Below are 25,402 nucleotides of genomic sequence, written 5' to 3'. Positions count from 1 at the left end.
TAACATGCTTTTGATTGGGGTCAATAAAGGATGAAAAAAATCATCAACCCTTATCCTAATATATTGTTAGCGTGCTGTTAAATGAATACAATTGGCGATAATTAATGGATATCAGAGTGATTGGCTTGGTGGTCAACGAACGCCGCCACGCCCCGTCTTAAGCTGGAACTCACGGTGCGTTGTCTAGCATCGACGAACACTTCTCTATGGATGGCGTGCCATATGTTAGTTGCGAGGTTCGCGGTAGACACTCCTCGCATTTTTGTAAATTTTTTTCACAGGCTAGGCGGTCTAGACTGTGAAGTGCAACCGGATTCTATTTAGATATTAGGTATCGCCAATGCAAACCCCGCAAATTCTGATTGTAGAAGATGAACAGGTCACACGTAACACGCTGAAAAGTATCTTTGAAGCGGAAGGTTACAATGTGTTTGAAGCCAGCGATGGCGACGAAATGCATCAAGTCCTGTCTAACCACCATGTTCACCTAGTGATCATGGATATTAACTTGCCAGGCAAAAACGGCTTGCTGCTCGCACGTGAGCTGCGTGAACAAGGCGACATGGCGTTGATGTTCCTCACTGGACGTGACAATGAAGTTGATAAGATCCTCGGACTCGAAATCGGTGCCGATGATTACATTACCAAGCCGTTCAATCCACGCGAACTCACCATCCGTGCGCGTAACCTGCTCACGCGTGCCATGAGCAGTGTCAACGACAGCGACGAGAAGCGTAATGTCGATGTGTATATCTTTAACGGCTGGACACTCGATATCAACAGTCGCTCGCTCATTAACCCGGAAGGGGAAACCTTTAAGCTGCCTCGCTCTGAGTTCCGTGCCCTGCTTCACTTCTGTGAAAACCCAGGCAAAATTCAGACGCGTGCCGAGCTGCTGAAGAAAATGACGGGCCGTGAACTAAAACCGCACGATCGTACCGTGGATGTCACGATCCGCCGGATCCGCAAACATTTCGAATCGCACAATGACACACCTGAAATTATTGCGACCATCCATGGTGAAGGTTATCGCTTCTGCGGTGAAATTGAAGAGCAATAACTTGCCTGTTTGAAAACGTGCGGTGAACGCTCCGCAGGATGCAAATAGAGAGCGAAAAGGCGCCTACCCAGCGCCTTTTCTCTTTTTAGACGGGTGAGTCAATCATGGTTACTCTTGCTCATCTAACCAGGCTTTAAGCACATCCAGATCGTGCTGATAACCATCTTTGATTTCATCAATCCAATCAGCAATGTTTTCCCACCAAGCAGGTAATTCGGGGGATTGTGCTTTCTGCGCCACTTTTTGAATATGCTTGAGCCCCACTGATCCCGCGGCACCTTTTATCTTATGCGCCTCAGAAACAATGCCCTCTTGATCTCTTGCCGTCATATTCGAGTCGAGAATGGCGATGTACTCTGGCATGGTTGACTCAAACATTTCAATGCTTTGCTTCACAGGGTTTACCCCTACCAACGCCACGTAACCGGTAAGCATGTCCATATCGAGCAGTCGCTCTGCTTGTTCATTCGCAATAGGACGACTGGGCACAGGATCACTCGCTGTCTCGACATCCGTCATCGTAGTGGATGATAGCGCATGCTGTTCAATCACCTGATTAAGTGCACTCACACTAATGGGTTTACTGATCGCATCGTCCATTCCGTTGGCGAGATAGCTATTTTTATCATTGATAACATTGGCAGTCAGTGCAACTAAAGGGGGCAATTGTACGTACTGCTCACGCCAAGTGCCCGCGATATCAAACCCAGTCATATCGGGCAATTGAATATCGAGCAACGCCAGATCGAACGCGTCTGGCGAGAACACATCTAACGCCGATTGCCCATCACGGGCGACGGTCACCTGATGCCCCAGACTTTCCAGTAAACTGGTGGCAACGGTAACATTGAGTTCAATATCTTCTACCAATAAGATGCGTAGCGTATTCTCCACAGGTGCCAATGCCGGGGTCTCGGCTTCCCCAGGCTCGCTCAGTGGTACACGGAGTGTGACCGTAAAGGTACTCCCCTCGCCTTCTTCACTATCGAGGGTAATATCTCCCCCCATCAAACGTGCTAATTTGCGCGAGACCGCCAAGCCAATCCCTGTACCAACGGCATGCAGGTTTTCTCCCGCCTGTTTGACTTGGTAATACATGGCAAAAATCTTGTCTTGTTCATCCGCGGGGATCCCGATGCCACTGTCTTCGACTTCGAAACATAAGTCGGCATGGTCCCCTGTCACGTCAGCGCTGACTGTCACGATCACACAGCCTTGCTTGGTAAATTTGACCGCGTTACCGACGAGGTTCCATAGGATTTGTCGCAGCCGCGTGGTATCAACCGCCACATAGTCAGGCAACTCAGTGACCCGTTCAAGCTCAAAGCGCAAGCCCTTTTGCTCGGCCATTAACTCGGAAATATTGTCGATTTCGGTGACAAATTCATTGAAGTCCACGCTGGTGGGATGCAGAGACAGGCGCTTGCGATCGGATTTATCTAAATCAATGATATCGTTAAAAATATTTCCCAGCGTGATCGCACTGACATAAATCGTCCGCAGATAATTACGTTGCTTATCATCCAGGTTTGACTCCAGCAACATGCGACTTAGACCAACAATCCCGTTAAGCGGGGTACGTAATTCATGACTAATGGTGGAAATAAACGCGGTTTTTTCTCGGCTCGCTTTTTCCAGTGCATCTTGGTAGCGCTTACGCTCGGTAATTTCTCGCCCAAACCCAAGCAGCCCAAGGTGCCGGCCATCTCGAGCAAAGAAAGGCACTTTACGTAATTCAAAATAGGCTTTACGCCCGTCTTGATATTCAAGCCATTGCTCATAGGTTATCGACACATTGGCATCAAACACTTGCTGATCGGTTTCTACCACTTTTTCAGCAATATCTTCGCGATAAACGTCCCAAGGTGTCAGCCCTTTGAGTGTTTTCTCGTCATAACCGGTTAGCTCTTCCATCGCTCGGTTACAGCCCGAGAACTGGCCATCAGCATTGCGGTAATAAATCAAATCCGGAGACGCATCGATAAAAGAGCGTAGTAACGCGGTTTGCTCTGCTAGCTCAAGCTGTGCTTTTTCACGCTGATAGACTTCGTTTTCTAGATCTTTAATCGCCTGCTGGCGCGCACTTTCTGCTTTCTCTCGTTCTTCAATTTCCGAGTTGAGTTGCTCAATATTTTCGGTCAGTTGGCGGTTGAGGCGCATATCACGCGCGCGCATCTCTTCCAACTTGGAGACCAGTTTTGATAACCGCTGACGAGACTCTTCCAGCTGATCGACCACCACCGACAAAAAGTAGACTGCCCACGGCGTGATCACTAGGCCAAAGAAAACCGAGCGGATGATATCAATATTTTGAACCGTGCCCTCAAGGACTAAGGTGATCCCCACTTGCACCACCACCGCCAGCGCCACAAGCGCTAAAGCCAGTAGCATGCTAAAACGTACAATCCCTAATTTGACCAGTAAGTCGACGTAATATTGGGCAAGGACTTTAAGTTGTTTCATATAGGCTTATTAACCGCCAGGTTCGAAGTGAATAGATTCAGCCACCGAGGCTCGTTGCGTGGTTGATGGGCGTGAATGAGACGCACCTTGCCGCACACTCACACGATTGCGGCCATGTCGTTTGGCTTGATATAACGCGCGATCAGCAAATTGTACCAAGTCACCATAATCTTGTTCCGGCGCTGGGATCATACAGGCCGCCCCCAGGCTCATCGTTAATTGCTGGGTTGATGCCGCATCCAAGTGCTCGATGTTCGCCGCCAATATCGCTTGCCTCGCCCTTTCGGCCACATCCATCGCGCCATTTAGCCCTGTTTGTGGTAAGACAATCGCAAATTCTTCCCCCCCATAGCGGGCAACCATATCCATCGGGCGATGAACGGACGATTTGAGCGCCTTAGCCACTTGCTGTAAGGCCCAGTCACCTTGCTGGTGGCCATAGTGATCGTTGTAAAGCTTAAAATGATCAATATCGCAGAGAATAAACGCAAGCGGTGTCTGCTCTCTGGCGTGTGAGCGCCAGAGTGTGCTTAATTGCTCGTCAAGACTGCGTCGGTTAGCCACTTGCGTGAGACTATCAACAAAGCTGAGATCTTGCAGTGCCATGATGGCATCGGCTAACTGTTGTTGTGTCTCTTTCCGTTCGGTAATGTCTCGTGCCATCAGCAGCACAGCCGGAGCCAAGGTCACCGGATCTTGAATGCGTGATTTGGTCACCTCATACCAAGTTTGCTCGCCCGTACCGGTTAAAATGACATCTTCATAGGTAATGGTTCCACCCGTTTCCAGCACCTGCTTATCGCGCGCTTTGTGCTGATCAAATATCTCCGGATCCACCACATGTTGCGCGGGAGCATTCTCGAGTGCGTCAATGGTGGTGCCAAGCGCATCCGCATACGCTTGATTGCAAGCAAGGTGGTAATAGTCTTGATCAAAAATGCCGATAGGGTCGACACTGGCTTGGAAAATCGCACTGAGCAAGTTACTTCGCTGCTCCAGCACTTGCTCAACCGAGTGACGTCGTTGTGCTTCTTTTTGTAACCGCTCCTGCATCTGATGCCAATTGGTCACATCATGGCTGATACTCAATGTGCCTATCACTTCCTGCTTGTCATTTTTTAGCGTCGTAATATTGGTTTCCAACAAGCAGCTTTCATCGTGAGGTTGTGTCGCCCAGGTACGCACGGTTCGCGGCTCAGAGAGCGGTTCACCGGCTTGCCAAAGCACAGCCTCCTGCTCACGTCCTTGCCAGAAACGATCAAAGGCGGCGTTCGTGCCTACCACATTGCCCTCCACATCCTGAAAACAGACAAGCTCCGCCAAGGAATTAATCACGCTTAAAAGCACACCTTGTTCTTGTTGCTGCAGGTGCCATTGCGTGTTGGGTTCAGAGGCAGAAAGTGAAATGAGCCAGGCACGCTTACCACAACAGCGGATCGGCAAGCCAGATAAGGTCACCTCAACCCGCACCCGATTTGCGCCCGGGGCGCTTACCTTGGCTTCAACATTAGAAAACGGCTGAGGCCAGCGCTGCGCCACAATAAAGGCGCGCACCGCTTGCTGCTGCTTTTCATTGGCGGTTTTAAATCGGTTATGGCTGCCTACCAGTGAAAAAGAGGCCACACAAGAAGCGTTGGCGTACAAGATATCACCATCATCGGCCGCGACAATCGCATGCGGCGTGTCTAACCCAGCCATGTACACCCGCCAATCGGATAACGCCAGTGTCGATCGACGCGCGCGCCACCCGTAACCGAGCAACACGCCTAACACTAGAACCAAGCTAAAACTAAAAAACCCCATGCCACTCCTGTCTGCCTAATGACTGTCCTTGATCGTATTGACGTAACGCCTCACCGGCGACGTATTTTGCCACAATTTTGATAGAACGCGTGATTGTCCTGTTCACAGCTTTGTGAATATCATTTGTTATTTTATTACATCAATCGACAGTGCTTTTTGCTATGAAAGAGAAGGCATATAACGCACCCTTCTTTATTTCTGCTCAAAGCTAGAATATCTACTCGAATTCACCTTTTATTTAATAATTATTTAACAAAATAGCATAATTGCGAATAGATATTATTTGGCATAATTTCGACAAAAAGAAGAATAATATCAGCAATTTACAATCAAGATGGACGTTGATTACTATGCATAAAGAATGCATATAAAAATTTGACCTTTGCAAGGTTTGCCGTTAATTTGGAAGGTCGCTGAATAGCGCTTTGCCCGTGCACTCTCTGTCAATCCATCGATAAAACAGTGAGTTAGGGAGTAAATGACCGACTTTTCTCGTTAAAAAATCACAACATAACGAGCGCAGAGTCACAAAGCGAAGCTGTTCAGAGTGGTCAGGAGGATCACGACAATAAATGCAATCACTGCGCGTAACGCAGTAGCAAGGGAGAATTGCAATGTCGCTGTACAACCCAATGTTGGAAAAAGATAACTGTGGTTTTGGCCTTATCGCCCATCAAGAGGGGGAGCCCAGCCACAAGCTGGTTCGTACTGCCATCGCTGCACTTGACCGCATGACCCACCGAGGTGGCATCAACTCTGACGGCAAGACAGGCGATGGTTGTGGGCTACTGCTGCAAAAGCCCGACCGCTTTTTCCGCCTTATTGCCGAACAAAATCAATGGAAGCTAAGCCGCCTGTATGCGGTCGGCATGATTTTTCTCAGTGCCGATCCGGCAAAAGCCCAACAAGCCAAACAACGCTTCGAGCAAGAAATCAACGCTGAAACACTCTCAGTGGTGGGATGGCGGACCGTACCGACCAACCCAGATGTACTCGGAGACATCGCCAAACAGTCTCAGCCTGTCATTGAACAAGTGTTTGTTAATGGTCCAGCAGGCTGGCGCGCACGCGATTTAGAGCGACGCCTGTATATTGCGCGCCGCCGTGCAGAAAAAGCCCTGGCAGACGATGCAGACTTTTATGTCACCAGCCTATCCACACAAACCATTGTTTACAAAGGGTTGTGTATGCCAGCGGATCTACCACGCTTTTACACCGATCTCGCGGATCTGCGCTTAGAGTCATCCATCTGTTTGTTCCACCAGCGTTTCAGTACCAATACCCAGCCACGCTGGCCGCTCGCCCAACCCTTTAGATACCTTGCCCACAACGGCGAGATCAACACCATTGAGGGGAACCGTCAGTGGGCGCGTACCCGTGCATACAAGTTTAACTCCCCTCTGTTGCCTGACTTACATCAAGCCGCCCCGTTTGTGAATGAATCAGGCTCTGATTCCTCAAGCCTCGACAACATGATGGAAGTTTTTCTCGCCGGCGGGATGGACTTATTCCGGGCGATGCGCTTACTGGTGCCGCCCGCATGGCAAAATCATCCAGACATGGATGATGAGCTGCGTGCGTTTTACGACTTTAACTCCATGCATATGGAGCCTTGGGACGGGCCAGCCGGTATTGTCATGTCAGACGGCCGCTATGCCGCCTGTAACCTTGATCGCAATGGCTTGCGTCCAGCGCGCTATGTGGTCACCAAAGATAAATTTATTACTCTCGCCTCCGAGATTGGGATTTGGGATTACGCGCCTGATGAGGTGTCAGAAAAAGGCCGCGTGGGGCCCGGTGAGCTTTTAGTGATCGACACCCGCGAAGGGAAGATTTGGCACTCGGGTGAAATCGATGATGAGCTAAAAAGCCGTCACCCGTATCGCGAGTGGTTAGATCAACATGTCCGTCGTCTTACCCCATTCGAAAACTTGGATCCTGATACCAGTGAAGGCAGCCGAAACCTTAAAGATGCCCAGCTTAAGACCTATCAAAAGCTGTTTGGGATGTCGAATGAGGAAGTGGACCAGGTCGTCAAAGTGCTGGGCGATATTGGCCAAGAAGCCACTGGCTCCATGGGGGATGATACGCCCATGGCCGTGTTGTCGTCGCGTCCACGCTGTGTCAGCGATTACTTCCGGCAAAAATTTGCCCAGGTGACTAACCCACCGATTGATCCTTTACGTGAAAACCACGTGATGTCTCTGGCCACCTGTATTGGCCGTGAAATGAATGTGTTCTGCGAAACCGATGGCCACGCTGAGCGGGTCGCATTTAAGTCTCCGGTGCTTTTGTTCTCGGATCTGGTGCAACTGCTCGAGCTAGACGATACCTATTATCGCAACACCATTTTAGATATTAATTACGATCCGAGTGAGAAAGATCTTCACCAAGCCATCCTCGATTTATGCGATCAGGCCGAGCGCTGTGTCCGTGATGGGACGGTTTTGGTGGTGCTTTCTGACCGCAGCATCAATAAAGAGACACTTCCGATCCCTGCCGCCATGGCCGTCGGTGCGGTGCAAAAGCGCTTGGTTAACCAAAACCTGCGCTGTGATGCCAATATCATTATCGAAACCGGCAGCGCCCGTGACCCGCATCAGTTTGCGGTGTTGCTCGGGTTTGGTGCCACGGCGGTTTATCCTTACTTAGCCTATGAAACACTGGCGAATTTGGTCGATATTGGTGCCGTCGATAAGCCTTATCGCGATGTGATGGTCAACTTCCGTAATGGCATCAATAAAGGCCTGTACAAGATCATGTCAAAAATGGGGATTTCAACCATTGCCTCTTATCGTTGCTCACAGCTGTTTGAGGCGGTTGGCTTGCACCAGGATGTGATTGAGCTTTGCTTTAAAGGCGTGGCTAGCCGCATTCAAGGGGCCAACTTTGATGATTTCCAACAAGATTTGATCAACCTATCTCGCCGAGCGTGGATCAAGCGCAAACCGCTTGAGCACGGTGGTTTACTCAAGTATGTCCACGATGGCGAATACCACGCGTACAATCCAGACGTGGTCACCAACTTGCAAAGCGCGGTGCGTTCTGGCGAGACCATGGACTACAAGACCTACGCCAACACCGTGAACCAGCGCCCTGTGGCGACCTTGCGCGATTTAATGCAACTGAAAAAAGCCGCCTCACCGCTCGCGCTCGAGCGCGTAGAGCCAGCCACGGAGCTGTTCAAACGATTTGACTCGGCGGCGATGTCTATCGGTGCCTTAAGCCCGGAAGCGCACGAAGCGCTGGCCATTGCCATGAACCGTCTTGGTGGTCACTCTAACTCGGGCGAAGGGGGGGAAGATCCACGTCGTTTCAATAGCGAGCGCAATTCACGCATCAAACAGATTGCATCGGGGCGCTTTGGCGTCACCCCGCACTATCTGACCAATGCGGATGTGCTGCAAATCAAGGTCGCGCAAGGTGCCAAACCGGGTGAAGGCGGACAACTGCCTGGCCATAAGGTGACAGCAGAAATTGCTAAACTGCGTTTCTCCGTCCCCGGCGTGACCTTGATTTCGCCACCGCCGCATCATGATATTTACTCGATTGAGGATTTGGCCCAGCTGATCTTCGATTTAAAACAAGTGAACCCACAAGCACTCGTGTCGGTCAAGCTAGTCTCAGAACCCGGTGTTGGCACCATTGCCACTGGGGTCGCCAAAGCATATGCCGACCTGATTACTATCTCAGGGTATGACGGTGGAACAGGCGCAAGCCCGCTCACCTCGGTGAAATATGCCGGCAGCCCATGGGAATTGGGTCTCGCTGAAACCCAGCAAGCACTGGTTGAAAACGGCTTACGCCACAAGATCCGTTTACAAGTCGATGGGGGGCTAAAAACCGGTTTAGACATCGTCAAAGCGGCTATCTTAGGCGCAGAAAGCTTTGGTTTTGGGACTGCTCCTATGGTGGCACTTGGCTGTAAATACCTTCGTATTTGCCACCTCAATAACTGTGCCACCGGGGTCGCGACCCAGGATGAAACCTTGCGTAGTGAGCACTTCAAAGGCCTCCCCGAGCAAGTGATGAACTTCTTCAAAGGCCTGGGTGAAGAAGTGCGCGAGTTACTGGCCGAACTGGGGGTGGAAAAGCTCACCGATCTGATTGGCCGTACCGATCTCCTGGAAGCAGTCGATGGCTTTACCGCCAAGCAACTGAAGCTAGATTTGAGCCATATTCTCGATGCGCCGACGCCATGGCCTGGTAAGACCTTGTATTGCAGTGAACCGAATACCCCATTTGATAAAGCCGAGCTGAACCAAGCACTACTTGGTGAACTGGGTGAAGCCATTGCCGCTAACCACAGTGCCAGCATCTACAAATCGGTTCGTAATACCGACCGTTCAGTCGGTGCCAGCTTGTCTGGCGCAATTGCCAAACGTTACGGCAATACCGGGATGGCTGCCAACCCACTGGATGTGCAGCTGCAAGGGACCGCCGGCCAGTCTCTCGGGGTATGGAATGCCGCGGGGGTGAACATCACCCTTATCGGGGATGCCAACGACTACGTCGGAAAAGGCATGAGCGGCGGACAAATAGTGATCCGCCCCCCTGTCGGCTCAGCATTTGCCAGCCACGAGTCCACCATCATGGGTAACACCTGCTTATACGGTGCGACGGGGGGTAAATTGTTTGCAGCGGGTAAAGCCGGTGAGCGCTTTGCGGTGCGTAACTCTGGCGTCCATGCCATCGTGGAAGGCGCGGGCGACAATGCGTGTGAATACATGACGGGGGGTGTAGTAGCCATTCTCGGTCGCACTGGGGTCAACTTTGGCGCCGGGATGACCGGTGGTTTTGCCTATGTACTGGATGAGCAGGGCGACTTCCATGCCCATATCAATCCTGAATTAGTCGAGGCATTGTCACTTGAGACACTCACTATCCATCAAGAGCATTTACGTGGATTGATTGCGCAACATCTTGAGCTGACCGGCTCGGATCGTGCACAACAGCTGCTGGATGCGTTCGATCATTGGGTTCACCGCTTCTACTTGGTTAAACCCAAGGCGGCAGATGTGAACACGCTGTTAGGCCATCAAAGTCGCAGCGCGACCGAGTTGCGCGTTCAGGCGCAGTAAAAGGAGGGACCCATGAGCCAGAACATCTATCAGTTTATTGATGTACAACGCATTGACCCGCGTAAGAAAGCGATTGAAACGCGCAAAATTGAGTTCGTCGAAATCTACGAACCCTTCACCGAAAAGGAAGTATCAGCACAAGCCGATCGCTGCCTTGATTGCGGTAACCCGTATTGCGAATGGAAGTGTCCGGTACACAACTATATCCCTCAATGGCTGGAACTTGCCAACCAAGGGCGGATAATTGAAGCGGTAGAGTTATCACACCAAACCAATAGCTTGCCCGAGGTATGTGGCCGTGTCTGTCCACAAGACCGTTTGTGCGAGGGTGACTGCACCCTCAACGACGACTTTGGCGCCGTCACCATCGGCAATGTCGAAAAGTACATCACGGACAAAGCCTTTGAAATGGGCTGGAAGCCTGACATGTCACACGTCGAGTGGACAGACAAAAAGGTCGCCGTGATTGGTGCCGGCCCAGCGGGGCTCGCCTGCGCCGATGTGCTGGTCCGCAACGGGGTCAAACCCGTGGTCTTTGACCGCTACCCAGAAATTGGAGGCTTGCTCACTTTTGGCATTCCATCGTTTAAGCTCGAAAAAGATGTGATGCGACATCGCCAGCGCGTCTTTACCGAGATGGGCGTTGAGTTTCGCCTTAACACCGAAGTGGGCAAAGATATTGACATGCAAACCTTGGTTAACGACTACGATGCCGTTTTCTTAGGGGTAGGTACCTACAAGTACATGCGTGCAGGGCTGGCTAATGAAGATGCACCTGGCGTCTTTGATGCGCTGCCCTTCTTAGTCTCCAATACTTACAAGGTGATGGCACTGGATAACGCCCCACCGTTCATCGATATGGCCGGTAAACGTGTGGTGGTACTCGGCGGCGGGGATACAGCGATGGACTGTGTTCGTACCTCGATTCGCCAACAAGCCGCCAGTGTCACCTGTGCCTACCGTCGGGATGAGGAAAACATGCCTGGCTCGCGCCGTGAAGTGAAAAATGCCCGCGAAGAAGGGGTGAACTTTATGTTCAACCTGCAACCGCTGGGGATTGAAGTTGACGGTAACGGCAATGTGAGTGGGGTTACTGTGGTAAAAACTCAGCTCGGAGCGCCTGATGCCGCGGGTCGCCGCCGCCCAGAGCCGATTGAAGGCAGTGAGCATGTGCTGGATGCGGATGCGGTGATCATGGCCTTTGGTTTCCAGCCGCACGCAATGGAATGGCTAGAACCCTACGACGTCGCTCTTGATGAGCGCGGGCGAATCCAAGCGCCCGCCAAAGGGGATATCTTGTACCAAACCACGAACCCCAAAATTTTTGCCGGGGGCGATGCGGTGCGCGGCTCCGATTTGGTGGTGACGGCCATTGATGAAGGTCGCAAAGCCGCGGACGGCATCATGGACTACTTAGAAGTATAACGCGGGCGACATCCCGTTTGATATCCTTCACGTAGACATCGATGTTATCGATCCAGAAGTGCCTCAAAGGAGGCACTTTTTTATTGCCTCATGTACACTAACGGCATTTACACCAACAGGGTTATCAGCATGAAAATCGGTATTATTGGCGCCATGGAGCAAGAAGTCACTCTACTGCGCGACAAGCTGGAAAATAGCGCCACTCATCAAGAAGGCGGCTGCACCTTTTATACGGGCACTTTGCAAGGCCATGATATCGTGTTACTTCAGTCTGGCATCGGTAAAGTTGCCGCTGCCGTTGGTACCAGTTTGCTGCTATCACAATTCAAGCCCGATTGGGTGATCAACACAGGGTCGGCCGGTGCGTTTGAGCCTTCGCTCAATCTGGGTGATGTGGTGGTGTCTTCAAAAGTCTGTTATCACGATGCAGATGCCACTGCATTCGGCTATCAAATGGGACAAGTGCCGCAGCAACCAGCAGTCTTCGAGTCCGATGAAGCGTTAATGCAACTCGCGGAAAAAGCCGTGGACAGCCAAACACATGTGGTGCGCGGCTTGATCTGTACCGCCGATACCTTTGTCCACACCGAGGCCCACCGCCAACATATCCATACCCACTTCCCAGATGCGGTGGCCGCCGAAATGGAAGCGGCAGCGATCGCGCAAGTGTGTGCCCAGTTTGCCACGCCTTTTGTGGTGGTGCGTGCCATCTCGGATGTGGTCGCCGAAAAAGAGTCACCCATGACCTTTGAAGAGTTTCTGCCATTAGCGGCCAAAAGCTCATCGGCCATGGTGGAAAACATGGTCACAATGATCGACGCCTAATCGCACGCCCCCATGGATGATTTGCTCAATCCGCAACAATGGATGATCTACGCCGCCGACCAAGGACGCTTATGGGCACTGTGGTTGGCGGTATTCGTGCACTGGCTACTCCCATTGCCCGGTCAATACTCCCCGTTTCAATACTGGCGGCAGTATGCCGACTTGCTCGCGAGCCAAGTCAATAAAGACACAGACCCTAAGCGCCAGCGTAAGCTTGCCGGTGCGCTCGCCTTAACCTTGATGGGTGGCACCCTCGCGATTTTTTTAATCGCCACCCGCGAGCTGGTGTGGTCGCGTCCCCTGTTCGATGCCATATTGCTCTGGCTCGCACTTGATTGGCGACCGATCGATAAGTTTGGCCATGCCATCGCCCATGCAATAGACCAACATGACAAAGGTGCAGCGCGCGCGTTGCTCGCCACCCGCGTCAACCGTGAAACCGAGTCTCTGTCATTGATTGGAATAGGGAAAGCGGCAGCGGAAACACTGCTTCTCGGCACCGCGCGACACTGTGTTTGCGTGATATTTTATTATCTGCTGGCAGGCGGCGTAGGTGCCTTGCTGTACACCAGCTTAGTACACCTTCACCGCGTTTGGACCCCAAGCCGCTTAAGCTTCTACCCATTTGGCTTGGCCAGTGCCCGCTTATTGAACCTGTTGGATATAGTGCCTATGGGGCTATTTGCGATGATCGTGGCAATGAGCCGTCAACCTTGGTCACACCTGAAAACCGGCTGGCAGCAGGGCAGACGCTGGCGAACGCTTGGATCAGGTTGGCTACTCGCCTGCGCGGGCAGTCGCTTCCAGCTCTCTCTAGGCGGCCCAGCAGTCTATCAAGGCACCAAGACCTTGAGAACCAAAATTGGCTATGGGGTCACCCCTGCTTGTTATCACCTTTTATTGCTGCGCTTGAAGTTAACCCACAGTGTTTTAATCTGGCTCGGGTTATGCTCTTTGGTTTTAATCGTTTAAGGACACTGATTGATGCCGCGTTTTCGTGCCCTTTTTCGCTTGCAAGCTTGGTGGCTTGTCTTGGCGTTAATATGGATGCCTTTTGCACACGCCACCCCGCTGCGAGTGATTAGCCTCGCTCCCCATGCCACCGAGCTAGCTTATGCCGCTGGGCTGGGCCCTAATATGGTCGCCGCCAGTGCTTACAGTGATTATCCGCAGCCAGCGCAATCGCTTGAACGCGTGGCCAACTATCGGGGCGTCAAACTCGAGCGCATTATCGCCCTGCAACCCGATCTTATTTTAGCTTGGCGCGGCGGGAACCCACCCAAACCTCTGGAAGCACTGGCGGAATTAGGCTTTACCATCCGTTACCTCAACCCCAACACGCTCAGTGATATTAGTCAGTTTATTCGCGAGCTTGGCGATTATAGCGAGAGCCCAGACATTGCCACGCGCAATGCCAGCGCCTTTGATCAAAAACTGGCGCAATTAAACGCCCAATACCGCGATGCAGAGCCCGTTCCCTACTTTTATTTACTCAGTGACACGCCACTGATGACCGCCAGTAACCGCGCTTGGCCGAGTCAGTTATTTCGCTTGTGTGGCGGGAAAAATATCTTCGCCGATAGCGCCGCCGCCTATCCACAAGTAAACATGGAGCAAGTCATCACACGTACCCCCAAGGTGCTTTTCCACACGGGCGAGCAGCCACCAGACAGTTGGGATTCGATGGCCGACTTGCTGCCTAATACGACGCACCAGTTTACTTGGCCACTTAACCCGGATTGGCTCACTCGCGCGACCCCTCGCGCATTAAACGCGGCCGAGCAAATTTGTACCGCCCTCGATAAAGTCCGTCAGGCGCAATAGGATTTAGCATGACTCAGACCATGATTTTGTATTTATTCGACTTATTCGGTACGGCCGTGTTCGCGATTTCCGGTGTGCTGGTGGCGGGTCGTTTACGTATGGATCCCTTTGGTGTAGTGGTTCTCGCCTGTGCCACCGCTATAGGCGGCGGGACAGTCCGAGATATGGCAATCGGTGCCACACCGGCATTTTGGATTACCGACACCACCTATATTTGGGTGATATTGGCCACCTGTGTCGCCACTATGCTACTTATTCGTCACCCTCGCCGTCTTCCCTGGTACGTGTTGCCTTGCGCCGATGCCGTTGGGCTGGCGGTCTTTGTGGGTATCGGCGTCGACAAAGCCCTCAGTTATGGCGCATCTCCTTTGGTGGCGGTGATCATGGGCGTGATTACCGCCTGTGGCGGCGGCATTATTCGTGATGTGCTCGCGCGCGAAGTGCCTATGGTGCTGAGAACAGAAGTCTACGCCACCGCCTGTATTGCCGGTGGTATCGTTCACACCCTCGCCGTTCAAGTCAGCCCAGGCACTGTCACGGCCTCTATTGTCGGTATGGTCACCACACTATTGATTCGCTTAGCGGCGATCCGCTGGCATTTATCGTTACCGCCGTTCGCACTAGACAGATAACGATAGCAATTATTGTTAAGGTGTAGCGAGATATAGCAGATAGTGGTTGAAGTATGGGCAACACAACCTAAGGTCATGGGTAACAGCCTCAACAAAGGAGCCACAATGATCAGCATTGCCATCATTTATCACTCTGTCAGCGATCATACTCATGCGCTAGCCACTACCATTGCCGAGGGCGTTCATGCCGGCGATGCAGAACCTGTGGTTTACCGCATTGATCCTGAGATGATAGAAAACGGACGCTTTGTCGATGACAAGGTGTTTGAAAAGCTTAAAGAGGTCGATGCCATTATTTTTGGTGCCCCCACCTATATGGGTGGACCGAGCGCCCAATTTAAGGCGTTCGCCGACGCTTCCAGCCCAACGTGGGAAAACCAAGACTGGCGAGGAAAGTACGCGGCAGGCTTTACTGTAGGCACCTATCCAGGTGGCGATCAGCCCCAGACACTGCAGTATTTCCAAACTTTAGCCAGCCAGCATGACATGCTGTGGCTAAGCCTTGGTCGTGCCAATATCGGGGTAGAAAACATTAACCCAAGTGGCACAAGCCTTGGGGTGACGGCACACACCCCGGATGATGATCAACTTAGCGAGGCTTGCCTACAAACGGCGTTTTACCTTGGTCAACACATGGTTCGTGCACTAAAAGGCGTTTGGCATACCTAGTCGCTAAGCACCTGTCCAACTATCGGTGGGGAATGATTGACATAAAAAACCCTCGCGTCATGCGAGGGTTTTGCACTCTCAGTGACTGCTGAATACGCCAGCTAGGGTGCGGTTTAGCTAAGCGTCACCCGGGCAAACTTGCGCTTACCCACTTGGTAAACGGCTTCACCCGCCGCTGGCACTAGCTTGGTATCTTCGACTTTTTCACCATCAATTTTCACCGCGCCTTGGCGAACCATACGCAGTGCATCAGAGGTGGAATTAACCAGCCCCGCCTCTTTTAACAGATTAGCAATCGCCATACCTTGCTCGAAGGTAAAGCTTGGCATCTCATCCGGCATTGCGCCTTTTTGGAAACGATTGACGAACGTTTGTTCAGCGGCATCAGCATCGGCTTCGGAGTGGAAACGCGCAATGATTTCTTTGGCTAGCAAGATCTTAATATCACGCGGGTTTTTCCCGGCTTGTACGTCTTGCTTAAACTGTGCCACCTCCTCAAGTGGGCGGAAAGACAGCAGTTCATAGTAATCCCACATCAGATCGTCAGAAATCGACATGATCTTACCGAACATGTCATCCGGGCGCTCGCTTACACCAATGTAGTTATGTGCTGACTTAGACATCTTTTTCACACCGTCTAATCCAACCAGTAGTGGCATGGTCATCACCACTTGCGGGCTTTGTCCTGCTTGTTTTTGCAGCTCACGCCCCATCAGCAAGTTGAATTTTTGATCGGTGCCGCCCAACTCAACATCCGCTTCTAGCGCGACGGAGTCGTGCCCTTGAAGCAGTGGGTAGATGAACTCATGGATAGCAATGGCTTGGTTGCTGGTATAGCGCTTTTTAAAGTCATCACGCTCAAGCATGCGAGCCACGGTGGAGCTTGCTGCCAAACGGATCATGCCATCTGTGCCCAGCTCTCCTAGCCATTTCGAGTTAAATTCGATACGCGTTTTCGCCGGATCCAAAATTTTGAACACCTGCTCTTTGTAGGTCTCTGCATTTTGCAGCACCTGCTCACGCGTCAAAGGCGGACGGGTTGTATTTTTACCACTTGGGTCACCTACCATACCGGTATAGTCGCCAATCAAGAAGATCACTTCGTGGCCAAGCGCTTGAAAAGCTCGCAGCTTATTAAGGATCACTGTGTGACCCAGGTGGATATCGGGTGCGGTGGGATCCGCGCCAAGTTTGATGCGAAGAGGACGATCCTCTTTCAGCTTCGCCACCAGCTCGTCTTCCGGGATTACTTCATCTACGCCACGTTTTAGCTCTGCTAGCGCGGCTTCCAGGCTCGCCATAGTCTCTTGCTCCTACCCAATAGGCAAAAATGTGATAAACCGACATATTACTCGAATAGCGACAGTTTTTGAAACCAGTTAAACTGATAGAGTGTGTACGAGGTGCGCGCAGCGGCTGCCGTCAAAAGATGTATGTGGTCTTTGTGTCAGCCGTGTCAAATCTACTTCAGGGCATCATCCCCAATAAAACCGATTGGGTGTCTGACTGTCATAACTTTATTCGTAGTGATTCAACATAGTCTTCATGCCGTTAAATAAACTCGCAGCCTTACCCAAGTTACATAAACTCGTTATCGGTGCATTAAGCGCATTCATTGTCTTGTTAATGTTGGTACCAGACGGCGCCGATACGCCGCGCCCTAAACCTAATTTCGAACCGGGAAAGCATTACCCTTTACCGGTTGAGGCCGTCTCACTCCTGCCTCCCAAAGATGAGATGCCCGCGCAGTTTAAGCGCAATATCCACTGGCAAACCTATGAAGTACAGCCTGGCGAGAGCATGGCGCTATTGTTTAGCCGTGCGGGGTTAAGCCCCACCACTCTCTATCGTCTCGTCAATGCCGACGAAAGAACGCAAAGTCTCGCTTACTTAAACCCAGGCGATGAAGTACGTCTAGGGGTTGATGATGACGGCGAGCTGGTGCAGCTCATTCAACCACGAGGCAGTAACGAAACCCTGATCGTGAATAAAATTGATGATAGCTATCAATCACGGCTGGAAACCAAGCACGTTGATACGCAGCTAAACTTTGCCCGTGCGACTATCAAGTCAAACTTTTGGCAAGCTGCTTCTGATGCTGGATTAAACCCAAATCAGATCATGCAACTCGCGGGGATTTTTGGCTGGGATGTGGATTTTGCCCTTGATATTCGCAATGGCGATAGCTTTTCAGTGCTGTACGAAGAAGAATTTGTCGAAGGAGAGCATATAGGCAGTGGCAATATCCTCGCCGCCACCTTCACCAACCGAGGGGATACCTTCACGGCAGTACGCGCCAAAAATGGCAAGTACTACACACCGAGCGGCAAGGCGATGAAAAAGGCGTTTTTGCGCTCACCGGTTAACTTCCGCTATGTCAGCTCAAACTTCAACCCACGTCGTTTGCACCCGGTCACTGGCCGTGTGAAGCCGCACCGTGGCACCGATTATGTTGCGCCAGTGGGAACCCCAATCAAAGCCGCCGGGGACGGCGTGGTGATGAAAGCCTCATACAACCGCTTCAACGGCAACTATGTGTTTATCCGCCACAGCTCGACCTATATCACCAAGTATTTGCACCTGACCAAGCGTAAAGTGAAAACCGGTCAGCGCGTCAAACAAGGGGATATTATCGGTACGCTAGGTTCAACAGGGCGGGTGACGGGTGCACACTTGCACTATGAGTTTCTCGTTCACGGTGTCCATAAAAACCCGCGGACGGTAAAACTGCCTGAAGCCAAGTCTCTTCAAGGTGAACAAAAGAAGGCGTTTGTGCGTTTGGCTGAGTCACGCATGGCTCAGTTGAGTAAGTTTAACCAGCTGTTGGCCACAGTTGGCAGCCTTAACCACTATAACCGTGGCGGCTAATCAGCTCTGCGGATCAAAAACGGCGCCTGCAGGCGCCGTTTTTGATTGTCGTCAGCGGTATCGCCACAACACGATTAAACGCTAAATGACGCACCACAACCACAAGTCGTTGTGGCATTAGGGTTATCAATGAAAAAGCGCGATCCTTCAAGGCCCTCGGTGTAGTCGACCTTCCCGCCCATCAGATACTGTAAGCTCATAGGGTCAACCACCAGCATCACGCCGCTTTTCTCGATCTCCATATCTCCTTCGTTGACGTTTTCATCGAAGGTAAAACCATATTGGAAGCCGCTACAGCCACCACCGGTGATATAGACGCGCAACTTCAGGTTGGGGTTTTCTTCTTCCTGAATCAGCGTCTTTACCTTGGTTGCCGCGGCCTCAGAAAACTCTAACGGCAAAGGTGCTTCGCTCATTGTTACCTCACATGCTCTTTGTGCTAATTATTCGATTATCCAATACCTGAGTAAAGTGTTCAAGTATTGCGCGTTTGATCGCAACTGTGATCAGTACGTATTAATTGCCAATCTTGTCTTAACGAAATCATACTCTACCTCGCCAGTGTTCCGTATCTTTGGTTAAAATACGCCAACGCAATTTAGGCCAAGCCTTACCAAACAGGATATGTCATGACCAAATCAGCACAACTTTTTCAACAAGCTCGACGCACCATTCCCGGTGGCGTGAATTCTCCCGTGCGTGCTTTTGCCGGTGTCGGCGGCGACCCTGTCTTCATGGAGCGTGCTGACGGCGCGTACATTTTTGATGCCGACGGCAAAGCTTATATCGATTTTGTTGGCTCTTGGGGGCCGATGATCTTAGGCCATAATCACAGCGCAATCCGCGAAGCCGTGGTGGATGCTGCTCAGCGTGGCCTCAGCTTTGGCGCGCCAACCGAGAGTGAAACAACCTTATCGGAGCTGGTAGCAGAGTTAGTGCCTTCGATGGAAATGGTACGCATGGTGAACTCTGGCACTGAAGCGACCATGAGCGCCATTCGCCTTGCGCGCGGATTTACCAAACGCGATAAATTCATCAAATTTGAGGGCAACTATCACGGCCATGGCGATTGCTTGCTGGTCAAAGCGGGGTCTGGTGCCCTCACCCTCGGTGAACCCAACTCTCCAGGGGTGCCGGCCGACTTTGCCAAGCACACTCTGACCTGCACCTATAACGACCTAGACTCGGTGCGCCAAACGTTTGAGACCTATCCTGACGAGGTGGCGTGTATCATTGTTGAGCCGGTATCCGGCAACATGAACTGTGTGCCGCCGCAACCCGGCTTCTTACAAGGTCTGCGCGAACTGTGTGATGAGTTCGGTGCCTTACTGATTTTTGATGAGGTCATGACTGGCTTCCGCGTGGCATTGGGTGGCGCGCAAGCTTACTACGACGTCAAACCTGACTTGACCACATTAGGCAAAATTGTCGGTGGTGGTATGCCAGTGGGGGCATTCGGGGGACGTCGTGAGGTAATGGAATACTTGGCTCCGACAGGGCCAGTATACCAAGCGGGAACACTCGCCGGGAATCCCGTCGCCATGGCGGCCGGTCACGCCTGTTTGTCTGAGCTTCGCCAGCCAGGTAACCACGATTACTTGACCCATGTGACCCATCAGCTCGCAGAAGGGTTCAAATCCTTAGCTGACAAACACGGTATTGCGCTGACCACGAACCAAGCAGGCGCGATGTTTGGCTTCTTCTTCACCGAGCAAGAAACCGTCACCTGCTTTAAAGATGTGCAACAGTGTGACACCGAGCGCTTCAAGCGTTTCTTCCACTTGATGCTCGAGCAAGGCGTGTACTTGGCCCCTTCTGCGTTTGAGGCTTGCTTTACCTGCTTAGCACATGGGCAAAAAGAAATTGATGCCACGCTCGCGGCCGCTGACCATGCTTTCGCCACATTGGCCGCTGACGCCTAGCTCCTTGATGTTATCGCGGTATCGCCGTGATGCTAAAAAGCCCCACAGATGACTGCGGGGCTTTTTGTACTCAAAGGTATGCATATTGCCCTCATCATGGGCGCAATATCGAGGTTGACACTAAAATATCGAGCGGCCAATTCGAGCCGATAATAGCTCCAACGCAGCCGTTCCCGCTAAGGAATTGCCCGAAGGGTCTAGCTCCGGCGACCAGACGGCAATCGACATCTCACCAGGCACAACGGCAATAATACCCCCGCCTACCCCGGATTTACCTGGCATGCCTACGCGATAAGCAAATTCACCCGCACCATCGTACAAGCCACAAGTCGCCAATAAGGCGTTCATCTGTTTGCTTTGTGTCGGGCTCAAGATAGCGGTGTCATCACTTAGCGGTGTCCCTTTATTGGCCAGGTAGAAAAACGCCTTTGCCAAGTCGACACAGCTCATCTCTAACGCACAATAATGAAAATAGTTGGTTAATACTGGCACCACATCATTATCAAAATTGCCAAACGCACGCATCAGATAGGCAATCGCTGCATTTCTGTCGCTGTGCAGCATTTCTGAATCCGCCACCGCCTTGTCGTAACACAAATGTGGATTACCCGCGAGGTGACGTACAAATTCAAGCATCCGTTGACGAGGCGCAGACTGGCGCGTGTGTAGCATGTCGCTGACGACCAATGCACCAGCGTTAATAAAGGGATTACGCGGGATCCCTTGCTCCATCTCAAGCTGGATTAACGAATTAAACGCTTGTCCAGAGGGCTCTTTGCCCACACGCGTCCAGATTTCCTCAGCTTGATAGTTTTGCATCGCCAGTGTCAGACTCAACACCTTGGAGATAGATTGAATAGAGAATGCCTCATCAGCATCACCGGCACGGATCACATCGCCATCGTTATAACATACTGCGATCCCGAGTTTGTGATTGGCCACATCGGCCAATGCGGGAATATAGTCAGCCACCTTGCCTTGTCCAATTAATGGCCGAACATCGTCAAGAATTTGCTCGAGTAATTGCGCACTGGGTTTCAAGGGCAGGTTCCTTCTACAACATAGGACAAAAAAGCCAACCTCAGGTTGGCTTTAAGTGCGTAACAGATGCTGAGTGACACACGCGTCTTTTAGGCGGTGCGCGTGTATTTGATATCCCAAACACCGTGGCCAAGGCGCTGTCCACGCTGCTCAAATTTAGTCAGCGGACGATCGTCAGGGCGTGGGACATAAAGTCCCTCTTGCGCCACGTTCTGATAGTGAGGCGCGGCTTCCATCACGTCAATCATGTGCTCAGCATAGTTTTCCCAATCAGTGGCCATGTGGAATACGCCACCCACTTTCAGCTTGTCACGTACCATTTCAGCAAACGGTAGTTGGACAATGCGGCGCTTATGGTGACGTTTTTTATGCCAAGGATCAGGGAAGAACAGTTGCACGGTGTCGAGGCTGTCTTTTGGCAGCATTTGCTCAAACACCTCGACCGCATCGTGACACATCACACGTAGGTTGGTGACACCGGCTTCGCGCGCAGCCATCAAACAAGCCCCCACGCCTGGGGTGTGGACTTCAATACCCACAAAGTTTTTCTCGGGGGCATTTTTAGCCATCTCCACCAAAGAAGCGCCCATACCAAAACCGATTTCCAGCACCACCGGATTGTCGTTGCCAAACACCTGCTGCCAATCCAGTTCGCTCGCCTCGAAGTCAATGCCCATGGTTGGCCAAGATTCGTTGAGCGCTTGCTCTTGGCCTTTGGTTAAACGGCCTTCGCGACGCACAAAGCTGCGTACTTTACGAATAACTTTGCCATCCTCGGTCAGTTCGGTTTTAGTGACTTCAGTCATGATTGAGTGCCTGTGATGCAGTGTTAGTGATGGTGGTGAAAAAGACCATCGATTGTTGGAAATCTAAACGGACTGCGCATTATGCAAAGTTTTCGCCATTGCGCAAGTTGGCAGCACGGATCCTATTAGTGCGCCCTCGGGTTAGTGTACCCTGTGACCTGCCTTTGTGCACGTGTGAGCAAAACAATAAGAGAGAGCACAGTGAGTCAATCTTTTTCCGACGCCATTTTAAACTGGTACGAGCAATATGGCCGTAAAACCCTGCCTTGGCAGCAAAACAAAACCCCGTATAAGGTCTGGCTCAGCGAGATCATGCTGCAGCAAACCCAAGTGAGCACGGTGATCCCATACTTTGAGCGCTTTATGACGCGCTTTCCAACAGTCACCGATTTAGCGAATGCCGAACAAGACGAAGTGTTGCACCTATGGACAGGACTTGGCTATTACGCCCGCGCGCGCAACCTACACAAAGCGGCACAAGTGATCGCACGCGAACACAACGGCGTGTTTCCTACCACACTCGAGCAAGTCATGGCGCTACCTGGTGTCGGGCGCTCAACTGCCGGCGCAGTGCTATCGCTATCGCTTAATCAGCCCCACCCTATTTTGGATGGCAACGTCAAACGCACCTTGGCACGCTGCTATGCCGTCGAGGGCTGGCCGGGAAAAAAGCCGGTAGAAAACAAGCTTTGGGAAATCGCTGAGGCACTCACGCCCGCCACGGATACCGATAAATACAACCAAGCGATGATGGATATGGGTGCCATGGTGTGTACTCGCAGCAAGCCTAAGTGCGAGCTTTGCCCGGTCGCAGACCGCTGTGAAGCGCGCGCGCAAGGCCGTCAGCTTGATTTTCCCGGTAAAAAGCCCAAAAAAACTCTGCCCGTAAAGCAAGTCAGCTTTTTACTCATTCAATATCAAGACGATATCTGGTTAGAACAGCGTCCGCCCAGTGGGCTATGGGGCGGGCTATGGTGCTTACCGGAAGCATCAGAGCAGACACTTGATGTCGATATTGCCGACAAATTACAAGGGGTCAAACCGACTCACACTGAGGTGCTCACCGCGTTTAGACACACATTTAGCCACTTCCACCTAGACATTGTCCCCGTCAAGGTGTGTGTGAATCAGCGACCGCAAATCATCATGGAAGCGAACCAAGGGCTTTGGTATAACTTGTCGCAACCAGCAAAAGTTGGGTTAGCCGCACCCGTGAAAAAGCTGTTAACCTTATTAGAACACGAGCGCCAACAACACCTCACAGGCGATGACAAGGAGCCTAGATTATGAGCCGTACCGTATTTTGCCAACGTCTACAAAAAGAAGCCGACGGGCTAGATTTCCAGCTTTATCCCGGCGAGCTGGGCAAACGCATTTATGACAACATTTCCAAAGAAGCCTGGGCTGAGTGGCAGAAAAAACAGACCATGCTCATCAACGAGAAGAAACTCAACATGATGGATCCTGAGCACCGCAAGGTGATCGAAGAAGAAATGGTCAAGTTTTTATTCGAAGGCCAAGATGTGCACATCGACGGCTATGTGCCACCCGAGGCCTAATTAACGCGGTCCCGCCCACACTCGGGCATCGTCAAGGCTACAAAACACCCGCATTGTGTTAGTCTCAGTGCGGGTGTTTTTTATACTAATGCAATAAACGATGACGCGAATACTTTGCTTGTTGGTGTGCTGCTTTAGCACCTTGCTGTCCGGTTGTAGCCGCGAAAGCGTAGAAAAATATGTGGGCGTGGATTATCAAACCACTAATCGATTTGCCAAAAATCTAGCGCCCATCCCCGGCCAGTTCGAAAAAGACATCGACGCCCTTAATCAACTGATTAGCCAATTTACCGGCAACATTGAGGTGCGCTGGGGCGAAAACCAAGTGTTCGTATCAGGCAAACGGGATTACGTCAAATACACAGACAATTACAAAAGCCGGGCGCGCATTGATTTTGAACGCGGTGTTATCCGCGTGGAAACCGTCGCCACCGATGCACCGAAGTCCCACCTCAAACAAGCCATTGTCACCACCTTGCTTACGCCAAGAGATCCGGCCTCCGTCGATCTCTATTCTGCGGCGAAAGTACCACTCAATGGGCGTCCGTTTCTCGAAGGCCAAGTGGTGGATCATGAAGGAAAAACCATTACTTGGGAGTGGCGCGCCAATCGCTTTGCGAATTACCTGATTGATAAGCGCTTAAAAAAGAAAAGAGTACGTTTTCAAAACATGTATTACGTCACCATTCCCATGGTCAAGGATCATGCCGCCAAGCGCAGCTATCAATATGCCGATATCGTCCGCCGTGCGTCCAAGCGTTATGGCATCTCGGAAAAGCTGATTTATGCGATCATCAAAACCGAAAGCAGTTTTAACCCTTATGCGGTGAGCTGGGCCAATGCCTATGGCCTAATGCAAGTGGTACCCAAGACGGCCGGACGTGATGTGTTCAAATTAGTCAAAAAACGCAGTGGCCAACCCACCCCCAAGTATCTTTTTGATCCAGAGCGGAATATAGATACAGGCACCGCCTATTTTTATATTCTCAAAAACCGCTACCTTAAAGCGGTGCGCGATCCACTGTCTCTGCACTACAGCATGATTTCAGCCTATAACGGCGGGACAGGCAATGTACTGCGCACATTTGATACGAATAGACGTCGGGCCATGCAGGATTTAAACAAGCTGCGCCCGAACCAAGTCTATTGGGCACTGACCCATCGCCATCCTTCTTCGGAGTCACGGCGCTACTTACAAAAGGTCACCCGCTATCAAAAAGCGTTTTCTAAACTCCCCCAATAAAGGGTGGTCAGCGCCGATTTTTGCCTGTTTTTGTCGCACTTCGCTGGGTTTTTATTCAAACAATGCGATATCAGCACTTTTTTCAAAAAAACAGTTGACGGTGAGACGGAAAATCCGTTTAATAGCGCCCCGTTGGCCCGGATAGCTCAGTCGGTAGAGCAGGGGATTGAAAATCCCCGTG

19 protein-coding genes are annotated in these 25,402 nt (G+C 51.5%); 13 read left to right on the top strand and 6 right to left on the bottom strand.

The features are described from left to right. The first annotated feature begins 340 nt into the window (after positions 1–340). Positions 341–1,060 carry a two-component system response regulator ArcA gene (gene arcA, locus C7A19_RS08880; RefSeq protein ID WP_077650490.1) on the top strand — a complete coding sequence of 240 codons (720 nt, stop codon included), beginning with the start codon at positions 341–343 and terminating at the stop codon, positions 1,058–1,060. 108 nt (positions 1,061–1,168) lie between these two features. Here arcA and arcB read toward each other — a convergent pair whose 3' ends face one another. Together arcB and C7A19_RS08870 are read right to left on the bottom strand one after the other, a co-directional pair. Next, on the bottom strand, positions 1,169–3,523 hold the full coding sequence (arcB, locus tag C7A19_RS08875; RefSeq protein WP_116644725.1) for an aerobic respiration two-component sensor histidine kinase ArcB: 2,355 nt from the start codon (positions 3,521–3,523) through the stop codon (positions 1,169–1,171). Positions 3,524–3,532: 9 nt separating this feature from the next. Next, positions 3,533–5,326 (bottom strand): diguanylate cyclase, encoded by a 1,794-nt coding sequence (locus C7A19_RS08870; protein WP_077484341.1) that lies wholly within the window; start codon positions 5,324–5,326, stop codon positions 3,533–3,535. A gap of 614 nt (positions 5,327–5,940) precedes the next feature. Between C7A19_RS08870 and gltB the strand changes: the two genes are divergently transcribed. The 7 genes from gltB to C7A19_RS08835 all read left to right on the top strand — a co-directional run bounded on the left by gltB (position 5,941) and on the right by C7A19_RS08835 (position 15,782). Then, positions 5,941–10,407, top strand: a complete 4,467-nt coding sequence (gene gltB, locus C7A19_RS08865) for a glutamate synthase large subunit (RefSeq protein WP_069363420.1) — start codon at positions 5,941–5,943, stop codon at positions 10,405–10,407. A 12-nt stretch (positions 10,408–10,419) separates the two neighbouring features. Then, positions 10,420–11,832: an FAD-dependent oxidoreductase gene (locus C7A19_RS08860; protein ID WP_116644724.1), complete on the top strand. Its 1,413-nt coding sequence runs from the start codon at positions 10,420–10,422 to the stop codon at positions 11,830–11,832. Between the two features lie 129 nt (positions 11,833–11,961). Then, the gene (mtnN, locus tag C7A19_RS08855; protein WP_069363570.1) at positions 11,962–12,657 is read left to right on the top strand and encodes a 5'-methylthioadenosine/S-adenosylhomocysteine nucleosidase; all 696 of its coding nucleotides are present in this window, start codon (positions 11,962–11,964) and stop codon (positions 12,655–12,657) included. 12 nt (positions 12,658–12,669) lie between these two features. Continuing rightward, positions 12,670–13,629 (top strand): cobalamin biosynthesis protein, encoded by a 960-nt coding sequence (locus tag C7A19_RS08850; RefSeq protein ID WP_116644723.1) that lies wholly within the window; start codon positions 12,670–12,672, stop codon positions 13,627–13,629. A 12-nt stretch (positions 13,630–13,641) separates the two neighbouring features. After that, entirely contained in the window at positions 13,642–14,481 is an 840-nt protein-coding gene (gene btuF / locus C7A19_RS08845; protein ID WP_116644722.1) for a vitamin B12 ABC transporter substrate-binding protein BtuF, read from the top strand. 20 nt (positions 14,482–14,501) lie between these two features. After that, a complete protein-coding gene (locus C7A19_RS08840) occupies positions 14,502–15,113 on the top strand; it encodes a TRIC cation channel family protein (protein WP_069363568.1) in 612 nt (203 codons plus the stop codon). A 105-nt stretch (positions 15,114–15,218) separates the two neighbouring features. Further along, complete coding sequence (locus C7A19_RS08835) at positions 15,219–15,782, top strand: flavodoxin family protein (RefSeq protein WP_116644721.1); 564 nt, start codon at positions 15,219–15,221, stop codon at positions 15,780–15,782. A gap of 113 nt (positions 15,783–15,895) precedes the next feature. On the opposite strand, the gene tyrS is transcribed toward C7A19_RS08835, so the two are convergent. Next, a complete protein-coding gene (gene tyrS / locus C7A19_RS08830) occupies positions 15,896–17,083 on the bottom strand; it encodes a tyrosine--tRNA ligase (protein ID WP_077659083.1) in 1,188 nt (395 codons plus the stop codon). Between the two features lie 244 nt (positions 17,084–17,327). On the opposite strand from tyrS, the gene C7A19_RS08825 reads away from it, so the two are divergent. Then, positions 17,328–18,650 carry a peptidoglycan DD-metalloendopeptidase family protein gene (locus C7A19_RS08825; protein ID WP_069363415.1) on the top strand — a complete coding sequence of 441 codons (1,323 nt, stop codon included), beginning with the start codon at positions 17,328–17,330 and terminating at the stop codon, positions 18,648–18,650. Positions 18,651–18,724: 74 nt separating this feature from the next. Here the strand turns inward: C7A19_RS08825 and erpA are convergent, their stop codons facing one another. Beyond that, entirely contained in the window at positions 18,725–19,066 is a 342-nt protein-coding gene (erpA, locus tag C7A19_RS08820) for an iron-sulfur cluster insertion protein ErpA (RefSeq protein WP_021022145.1), read from the bottom strand. A gap of 213 nt (positions 19,067–19,279) precedes the next feature. Between erpA and hemL the strand changes: the two genes are divergently transcribed. Further along, a complete protein-coding gene (gene hemL, locus C7A19_RS08815; RefSeq protein WP_069363414.1) occupies positions 19,280–20,572 on the top strand; it encodes a glutamate-1-semialdehyde 2,1-aminomutase in 1,293 nt (430 codons plus the stop codon). Between the two features lie 120 nt (positions 20,573–20,692). On the opposite strand, the gene glsB is transcribed toward hemL, so the two are convergent. Both glsB and trmB read right to left on the bottom strand, forming a co-directional pair. Then, a complete protein-coding gene (gene glsB, locus C7A19_RS08810) occupies positions 20,693–21,613 on the bottom strand; it encodes a glutaminase B (protein WP_116644720.1) in 921 nt (306 codons plus the stop codon). Between the two features lie 89 nt (positions 21,614–21,702). Next, on the bottom strand, positions 21,703–22,419 hold the full coding sequence (gene trmB, locus C7A19_RS08805) for a tRNA (guanosine(46)-N7)-methyltransferase TrmB (protein WP_077599625.1): 717 nt from the start codon (positions 22,417–22,419) through the stop codon (positions 21,703–21,705). Positions 22,420–22,620: 201 nt separating this feature from the next. Here trmB and mutY point away from each other — a divergent pair, with 201 nt between their 5' ends. From mutY to mltC, 3 genes are all read left to right on the top strand, one after another. Next, positions 22,621–23,709: an A/G-specific adenine glycosylase gene (gene mutY, locus C7A19_RS08800; RefSeq protein WP_077484327.1), complete on the top strand. Its 1,089-nt coding sequence runs from the start codon at positions 22,621–22,623 to the stop codon at positions 23,707–23,709. Next, entirely contained in the window at positions 23,706–23,978 is a 273-nt protein-coding gene (locus C7A19_RS08795) for an oxidative damage protection protein (protein WP_046074030.1), read from the top strand. The genes mutY and C7A19_RS08795 overlap by 4 nt, the downstream gene beginning before the upstream one ends. A gap of 100 nt (positions 23,979–24,078) precedes the next feature. Continuing rightward, on the top strand, positions 24,079–25,221 hold the full coding sequence (gene mltC / locus C7A19_RS08790; RefSeq protein ID WP_077484325.1) for a membrane-bound lytic murein transglycosylase MltC: 1,143 nt from the start codon (positions 24,079–24,081) through the stop codon (positions 25,219–25,221). Positions 25,222–25,402: the final 181 nt, after the last annotated feature.

The sequence above is a fragment of the Salinivibrio sp. HTSP genome (assembly GCF_003390965.1).
Classification (GTDB): domain Bacteria; phylum Pseudomonadota; class Gammaproteobacteria; order Enterobacterales; family Vibrionaceae; genus Salinivibrio; species Salinivibrio kushneri.
Note: the sequence above shows the minus strand (reverse complement) of the source record. Positions and strands in the feature narration are given on the sequence as shown.